General features: G+C 54.0%; 9 protein-coding genes and 2 pseudogenes. 4 read left to right on the forward strand and 7 right to left on the reverse strand.

Annotated elements, in window-relative coordinates:
• Positions 1-312: 312 nt before the first annotated feature.
• Positions 313-585 (forward strand): hypothetical protein, encoded by a 273-nt coding sequence (locus tag IR141_RS11610; RefSeq protein WP_135037443.1) that lies wholly within the window; start codon positions 313-315, stop codon positions 583-585.
• Positions 586-823: 238 nt separating this feature from the next.
• Here the strand turns inward: IR141_RS11610 and murA are convergent, their stop codons facing one another.
• The gene (murA, locus tag IR141_RS11615) at positions 824-2,074 is read right to left on the reverse strand and encodes a UDP-N-acetylglucosamine 1-carboxyvinyltransferase (RefSeq protein WP_135037446.1); all 1,251 of its coding nucleotides are present in this window, start codon (positions 2,072-2,074) and stop codon (positions 824-826) included.
• 290 nt (positions 2,075-2,364) lie between these two features.
• Between murA and IR141_RS11620 the strand changes: the two are divergent.
• Positions 2,365-3,279, forward strand: a pseudogene (locus IR141_RS11620) (ABC transporter substrate-binding protein); the annotation flags it as partial.
• A 217-nt stretch (positions 3,280-3,496) separates the two neighbouring features.
• Here the strand turns inward: IR141_RS11620 and IR141_RS11625 are convergent.
• From IR141_RS11625 to IR141_RS11645, 6 genes are all read right to left on the reverse strand, one after another.
• Positions 3,497-3,973, reverse strand: coding sequence for a DNA adenine methylase (locus tag IR141_RS11625; protein WP_228068255.1), 477 nt, complete (start codon positions 3,971-3,973; stop codon positions 3,497-3,499).
• Positions 3,974-4,528: 555 nt separating this feature from the next.
• Positions 4,529-4,741 carry a hypothetical protein gene (locus IR141_RS11635; RefSeq protein WP_135037451.1) on the reverse strand — a complete coding sequence of 71 codons (213 nt, stop codon included), beginning with the start codon at positions 4,739-4,741 and terminating at the stop codon, positions 4,529-4,531.
• Positions 4,732-4,923, reverse strand: coding sequence for a hypothetical protein (locus tag IR141_RS11640; protein WP_135037454.1), 192 nt, complete (start codon positions 4,921-4,923; stop codon positions 4,732-4,734). The genes IR141_RS11635 and IR141_RS11640 overlap by 10 nt, the downstream gene beginning before the upstream one ends.
• Positions 4,924-5,054: 131 nt before the next feature.
• On the reverse strand, positions 5,055-5,177 hold the full coding sequence (locus IR141_RS13905; protein ID WP_255518829.1) for a hypothetical protein: 123 nt from the start codon (positions 5,175-5,177) through the stop codon (positions 5,055-5,057).
• Between the two features lies 1 nt (position 5,178).
• Positions 5,179-5,325 (reverse strand): hypothetical protein, encoded by a 147-nt coding sequence (locus tag IR141_RS13575; RefSeq protein WP_228068256.1) that lies wholly within the window; start codon positions 5,323-5,325, stop codon positions 5,179-5,181.
• A complete protein-coding gene (locus IR141_RS11645) occupies positions 5,322-5,789 on the reverse strand; it encodes an AAA family ATPase (RefSeq protein WP_228068257.1) in 468 nt (155 codons plus the stop codon). The genes IR141_RS13575 and IR141_RS11645 overlap by 4 nt, the downstream gene beginning before the upstream one ends.
• Between IR141_RS11645 and IR141_RS11650 the strand changes: the two genes are divergently transcribed.
• Both IR141_RS11650 and IR141_RS11655 read left to right on the forward strand, forming a co-directional pair.
• Positions 5,778-6,398, forward strand: coding sequence for a DUF935 family protein (locus IR141_RS11650; protein WP_228068258.1), 621 nt, complete (start codon positions 5,778-5,780; stop codon positions 6,396-6,398). The genes IR141_RS11645 and IR141_RS11650 overlap by 12 nt on opposite strands.
• Positions 6,395-6,775 (forward strand): annotated as a pseudogene (locus IR141_RS11655) (phage head morphogenesis protein); the annotation flags it as partial. The gene IR141_RS11650 and the pseudogene IR141_RS11655, both read left to right, overlap by 4 nt.

Here is a 6,775-nt window from a genome sequence, read left to right on the forward strand (position 1 = left end):
GGAGCGTCTGACTTATTGCTGCGATATTTTTGAGACGGGCAATGATTCTTACCGGATGAAACACCGCTCATAGGGTGGCTCAATTTTAGACCACAACTGTGGCTCAGTTTTGGAATGGAATTGACAATTTTTCCAGGCTAACAGAGCTATTCTGCCAGTCTAGAGCCTAAATAAATATATACACCGTTTATACCGTTTTTCTGGTTTTTTCCACCGCTTTACCGCTTTATCAGTCGTTGTGCCAAAGCCGTGCCGCCACCTGCCGTGCCGCATGATTTCAGCACTGCCGTTCTGCTTGGTTAACCTTTTTTGATGAAAAAAACAATCGGCTACACGCGGATCAAACAGCGGCCGGCGCGTTACCAAATTTTATTTGATGCTTTGCCGGTGTTTACTTTGGGCGGGAATCTCAATTTGTTTTCGGCTTTGAGTATCAAGTTTCAGAAAATTTCAGACGGCTCTATCACCCGGGACGTGCCGCTGGTGGCCATGTTTGCTATAGCTAACACGCTGCTTTCGCTGCTGTTTGACCGGTATCGGATTTCAGGCTGGAAGCGCGTTTTTATTTCAATCGCAGCACACTAGTGGTATTTTTAGGTGATAGTCTCAAAAGGCTGCCATTGGGTGAGGATTAGCCATGCCGCTGCTGTATGACGCTGGGTGCGGCCAGTATGTTGTGGTGACTGTTACTGCGGGCCTTTCGCTTGCACTGCTGTGGGCGTTTAAGAAATGGATTGCGTTTTGTCCAACAAATTCAAGCCGAGTTCGAAGGCCGTCTGAAAATGTTTTCAGACGGCCTTTATATTGGATTATGGCGGTATAGTTAGGAAATCCGTTCGATTTTTGCGCCAACCCGATTGAGCTTGGTTTCGATGTGCTCGTAGCCGCGGTCGAGGTGGTAGATGCGCTCGACTATGGTTTCGCCCTCTGCCACCAAACCGGCCATCACCAAGCTGGCGGAGGCGCGCAGGTCGGTGGCCATCACGGTGGCGCCGGATAGTTTTTCTACGCCCTTTACAATGGCAGTATTGCCTTCGGTGCTGATGTCGGCACCCATGCGGTTGAGCTCGGGAACGTGCATAAAGCGGTTTTCAAATATGGTTTCCACCACTTTGCCCGTGCCTTCCGCCACAGCATTAACTGCCATAAACTGCGCCTGCATATCGGTGGGGAAACCAGGGTGGACAACGGTGCGGATATCCACTGCTTTGGGGCGCTGCCGCATATCGATGGAAATCCAATCTCCGCCGGTTTCGATAACGGCTCCGGCTTCCACCAGTTTGTCGAGCACGGCTTCCATGGTTTTCGGTGCGGCGTTGTGTAACACTACTTTGCCGCCGGTCATTGCTACTGCGCACAAAAATGTGCCGGCTTCGATGCGGTCGGGCACCACGCTGTGTTCGCAGCCGTGCAATTCTTTTACGCCTTCCACCGTCATCACCGGCGTGCCGATGCCGCTGATTTTGGCGCCCATTTTTACCAAACATTCGGCCAAATCCACTACTTCCGGCTCGATGGCGCAGTTTTCCAGCACGGTGGTGCCTTCGGCCAATGTGGCGGCCATCAGCAGGTTTTCGGTGCCGCCTACGGTAACCACGTCCATTATTACGCGGGCGCCTTTCAGACGGCCTTTGGCTTTCACATAACCGTGTTCGATGGTGATTTCGGCGCCCATCGCTTCCAGCCCTTTCAAATGCTGGTCAACCGGGCGCGAGCCGATGGCGCAGCCGCCGGGCAGGCTCACCTGCACTTGGCCGAAACGGGCAAGAGTGGGGCCGAGCACCAAAATGGAAGCGCGCATGGTTTTCACCAGCTCGTAGGGCGCAACGGTGTTGTTTACTGTGCCGCCGTTGATTTCAAATTCGTGCACATTGTCGGTGAGCACGCGCGCGCCCATGCCTTGCAGCAGTTTTTGGGTGGTTTTCACATCGCGCAGCATGGGCACGTTTTTCAGGCGCAGGGTGCCTGCAGTCAGCAGGCCGGCGCACATCAGCGGCAGGGCGGCGTTTTTGGCGCCGGAAACGGTGATTTCGCCGTTTAACGGGCCGTTGGCGGAAATTTTGAGTTTGTCCACAATTGATCTTTCGGTAAGTGCAGGCCTTTAGGCCTCTGAGATGGTGCGGTAAATAAACGATTATAAAAGATTTTGCATGCTTTTGGCCTCGGGTGTTGCGCAAATTTCAGATGGCCGGGGTTTATTTTTAATTGATTTTGAACTTTAAATAAAAATCATTGTTAATATGATTTGAATTAAGGGCTGTTTCCCGCTGCTGAACCGCTGTTCAGCCTGAGCCGTGATCAGAAGGCTGCGGTTCTGTCTTACCAATTTGATTATTCTCTTTTTATTTTTTCAAAAGGTTATCCATGTTTGTCAAACTTTTTCCCGCCCCATTTGTTTTTGCCGCAGCCCTTGCCTTGGGAGCGGCTGCGGCTTATGCCGAGCCTGTTCAGATCACCGACACCGCCGGCCGCAAGGTTACGGTAGATTTGCCTGCCAAGCGTGTTGTGCTTGGCTTTTATTATCAGGATTATATGGCTGTCGGCGGTAAAGACGCGCTTGACAACGTGGTAGGCTTTTCTAAAGCGGTGTGGTCGGATTGGGCGCCCGCAAGTTGGGAGGCTTTCCGCAAGGCCGTGCCCAAGCTGGACAAGCTGGAAGATGCGGGCGAGGTAGAAGTGGGTACGTTTTCGGTTGAGAAAGTGCTGTCGCTGAAGCCCGATTTGCTGTTGCTGGCTGATTGGCAGTATCAGGCACTGGGTTCGGATTTGGACCGGCTGGAAAAAGCAGACATTCCGATTGTGGTGCTCGACTATAACGCGCAAACGGTTGCCGCCCATGTCAAATCCACCGAAATCATCGGCACGCTGACCGGGCAGCAGGAGCGCGCGGCCAAACTGGCGGCAGACTATAAAACCATTGCCGACGATATTCAAAGCCGCATCGCCGAAGCCAAACTGCCCAAACCCAAAGTTTATGTGGAGTTCGGCAATAAAGGGCCGGAGGAACACAGCGTTACCTTCGGCAAGTCGATGTGGGGAGCGATGACGACATTGGTGGGCGGCGATAATATTTCGGCCGGTTCGGTAGAATTTTACGCGCCGATCAATCCCGAGCAGGTGTTGGCAGCCAAGTCCGATGTGATTGTGGTTACCGGGCGGGAAACCGAGCTGGAGAAAAACCCTACGGCGATGGTGATGGGTTGGGGCATTGCGCGCGCAGAAGCTGAAAAACGTCTGAGCGGTTTTGCCAAGCGGCAGGGCTGGGATGCGCTGCCTGCTGAAGCCGCGCGCGATAAATCGGCGCGTTTTTTGAGATAAATCGTTTTTAATTTTGTTGCACACTATGTAACCATGTTACAAATACATCAATACAAAAGTCCAGACGTCGGGACTTTTGTCTTATTAGTAGTTACAGATGACCAGTTCGCCGCTGGCCTTTTGCGTTTTATCCCTGCCGACCGAATAGGCAAGCTCGAGGTGGCGAATGCTGAAGTCTTTAAACAGCTCGAGAATGATTGAGCCACTGCTGCGCGGCTTTCAGACGGCCTGCGATGCCGGCGGCGGTGAAGCCTCGGTTTGTGGTGGCGGTGCCGAAATGTTGATCAACGGTTTTGCCGCCGAAGGCGGTGTGTTGCAGGTAGAAGAAACGTGCGGCGCGCTGGATGTCGGTCATTACATCGGGCGGGGTGGATTGCAGGCGGGCGAACACTTCGCGGCTGGTGAGCGTCCACTCAAACTGGCGCACAAACTCGTCAAAGTGGTGCTGCACCACGCGGTAGAGGTTGATGAATTGGCCGTTGAGGTCGTTGAGCACTTCGCACTTGGCCGGCTGCGGCCGCAGGAAGAATAAGGCCGCGCCGCCGGCGAACAGCTCGACATAGCATTGATGCTCGGGAAACAAGGGCAGCAGGTGTTTGGCCAGGCGGCGTTTGCCGCCCATCCACGGCACGAGCGGTTGCGGTTTGGGTGTCATTCTGACTCCTTATATATATAATATATATAAGAATAAAAACGGCACTCGCGGCGCTCGGTTATACCTAAAATTCCCGGAGTTGGGCTTTATTACCCCCCTTGCCTTTTAAGCCGGTGTTCCAAGGCATGCTGCCTTTTTCAAACATTCCGGTTCGGCCGGTCAGTCATTTATTGCGTTTGCACATGGCCGAAATATTTCCTTTGCTCAAATTCCGGCCGAATCGTTCGTTAAAGGCATCGGTCAACTCTTGCCGGCTCATACTGCAATTGGATTTCAGAAACTCTTTTTCCTTTTCGCTGTATTCAATCCGACTAAGCCTAGCCATCTTTCTTCTCAATCATCACAGGCGGTTTAAAGTTTCCAGCGCCATATTCGGCTTTCAGCTTTTCTGACTGTAGCGCTAGGCTGGCTGTATCAATAATTTTTGCCGCCACCTCATTTACGCCTTAGCTCTGGATATTTCCATTTCCAACTGATCGCCGGTAATGCTTTCGTCATTCAGCCGCTCCAGTGATGCAAAGAGGTGGTTGTTCAAGTCAATTAATCCGTTTTTCATCACGCTGCCTCCTGGTTTGCTACTGCTAAATCACTGCTGCTCAGGCATCTCAAGGCCGTCTGCACCACATCGGCTTCGGTGTCGGCTTTATCAGCCGATACCATCAGCAGGATAAAATGCCCGTGGATGCTGTTCAGCTCGCAGCAGAGATAGCCCGCCCGCTCGCGCCAAACTTTGGCCTTGATGTTGCTGTAATCACGTTCTACGCGCATTTATTTTCCCCTTCCTCACTCAACCGGTAAGTTACCAACACACGGCTTTCGATTTCGCCGCGACGCTCCATTTTTGCCAACTCCGCCTTCACTTCCGCCAGCGGCCAACGCAGCACGTCGGCGATAAATTCGGCAGAACACGGGTAATGACTTACCAGCAGGTCTGATATACGGTGTGTCATTTGTATGCCTCCGCATCGCCGCGCACCCAATCAAAGTCCTCTTGCTCATAGGCCTTCAGCATCTCGCGTACCGCATCGTCGGCTTCGCGCTGCTTGGCGGCCATCAGGGCGGCGGTGTCGTCGCTGCCCTGTTATTCCGATGCCGCATACTGGGCGGGCGGCGGACTGTAAGGCTGGTCGTCCGCCTTGCTTTGGCAGCCGAGTACCAGTGCAATGGCAAATCCGAAAACCATTTTTTCAACAAAATCAGCCATCTCACACCCCCTTAACCACATCGGCATCAACATCAAACCCCAGCTCGGCCGCTTGGTTCATGGCCGCGCTTACCAGATTGTTGACCGCCAGCGGATAGAGCAGGCTGTTCAGCTCTGTGCCTTTGGCCGTTCGGCTTTTAACGGTCAAGCGTTCGGCACCGCATCAATCGCGCTTTGGTCTAATACCTTGCTGTAATCCGCGCCGACTCGGGCAAACTTGTGTTTCAGATAGCCTTCCAGCTTGCCGTCGGTCAGCGGCAACAGCGTTACCACTTCGCAGCGCTGCACCACTTCGCGCACGTTCGGGTTGTTTTCGCTGAGTTTTTGCGCCAGCTCGGTTTGGCCGATTAACACAATGCCCAGCAGGCGTTCAAAGCCGTGTTTTAATTCAAAAAACCGTTTCAGGTGTTTCAGTGTGGGGATAGGCAGGCTGAGGGCTTCTTCGATTACCAACACATGCTTGTTGCCCGCCTTGGCGCTTTCGGCCAGGGCGCGGTGGATTTGGGCAAACCGTGCTTCGGGGCTGCGTTTGGGCGACACATTCGGGGCCACCGCGGCTAAAATCGCTTCGGCGATTGCCGCAGTGAAATCAACATCGCCTTGCTCGGCCAAGACCAGACCACCGATAAAGACACCAACCACGCCAGCGCGGCGGCGGGCTTGGAAGTGACCGACGACATCCGCGATGCCGACAGCCGCATCGTGGAGGACACGTTTAACCGATTGATTGAATGGGTGGTGGAGCTGAACTTCGGCAATGTGTCCGCGCCCAAGTTTGAATTGTTTGAAAACGAAGAGAGCGGCACCAAAGAGCGTGCCGAGCGCGACAAAACGCTGGCCGATTCGGGTGTGCGCTTCACGCCGCAATATTGGAAACGTACTTACGGTTTGGAAGACGGCGATATTGCGGAAACAGACGCGGCGGCGTTCAGGCAGCCTGCCAAACCGCCTGCCGACTTTGCCGAGCATGACCACACCGATGCCGGCTTAATCATCGACACCCTCGCGCCCGACGCAGGCCGTCTGAATGCGCAAGGCCAAGCATTGGCGGCGGCTTTGGTAAACGAAATCCAAAAAGGCGAAACCCAAGACAACATCCTCGACCGTCTGGCCGAAGCCTTCCCGAACATGGACGATGCCGACCTGCAAAACGAGCTGGCGCGCGTACTGTTCCTGTCCGAACTGGTCGGCCGAATTGAAGCCAGCGGAGAATTGGCATGAATCCCGAAGACATCAAAGCCGTGTTCGGTATGCAGCCCGAAGCCGCCGTGGCCTATCTGAAGCAAAAAGGCCATCAGGTATCGTGGGACTGGCAGGATATGCTTGATGATGCCCATGCTACCGCCTTGACCGTCGCCAAAACCGCAGGCATGGATGTGGCCGACGATATCTATGATGCCGTGGTGCGCGCCGCCGAAAACGGCGAAACACTCACTGAGTTCAGCCGACAGCTCACACCCGTTCTGCAAGGCAAAGGCTGGTGGGGGCGTAAAGACGTAGCCAACCCCGACACCGGCGATATTCAGACGGCCACGCTGGGCAGCCCGCACCGGCTCAAAACCATCTACTTAACCAATATGCAGTCGGCCTACATGGCC

The sequence above is a fragment of the Neisseria sp. 19428wB4_WF04 genome (assembly GCF_015235335.1).
GTDB classification, from domain to species: Bacteria; Pseudomonadota; Gammaproteobacteria; order Burkholderiales; family Neisseriaceae; genus Neisseria; species Neisseria musculi.

What these genes read in the sequence shown, in the direction of transcription:
- IR141_RS11610 (WP_135037443.1), top strand. Translation starts at nt 313, where the DNA reads ATGAAAAAAACAATCGGCTACACGCGGATCAAACAGCGGCCGGCGCGT.
- IR141_RS11640 (WP_135037454.1), bottom strand. Translation starts at nt 4,923, where the DNA reads ATGACACACCGTATATCAGACCTGCTGGTAAGTCATTACCCGTGTTCT.
- IR141_RS13905 (WP_255518829.1), bottom strand. Translation starts at nt 5,177, where the DNA reads ATGGCTGATTTTGTTGAAAAAATGGTTTTCGGATTTGCCATTGCACTG.
- IR141_RS11625 (WP_228068255.1), bottom strand. Translation starts at nt 3,973, where the DNA reads ATGACACCCAAACCGCAACCGCTCGTGCCGTGGATGGGCGGCAAACGC.
- IR141_RS11635 (WP_135037451.1), bottom strand. Translation starts at nt 4,741, where the DNA reads ATGCGCGTAGAACGTGATTACAGCAACATCAAGGCCAAAGTTTGGCGC.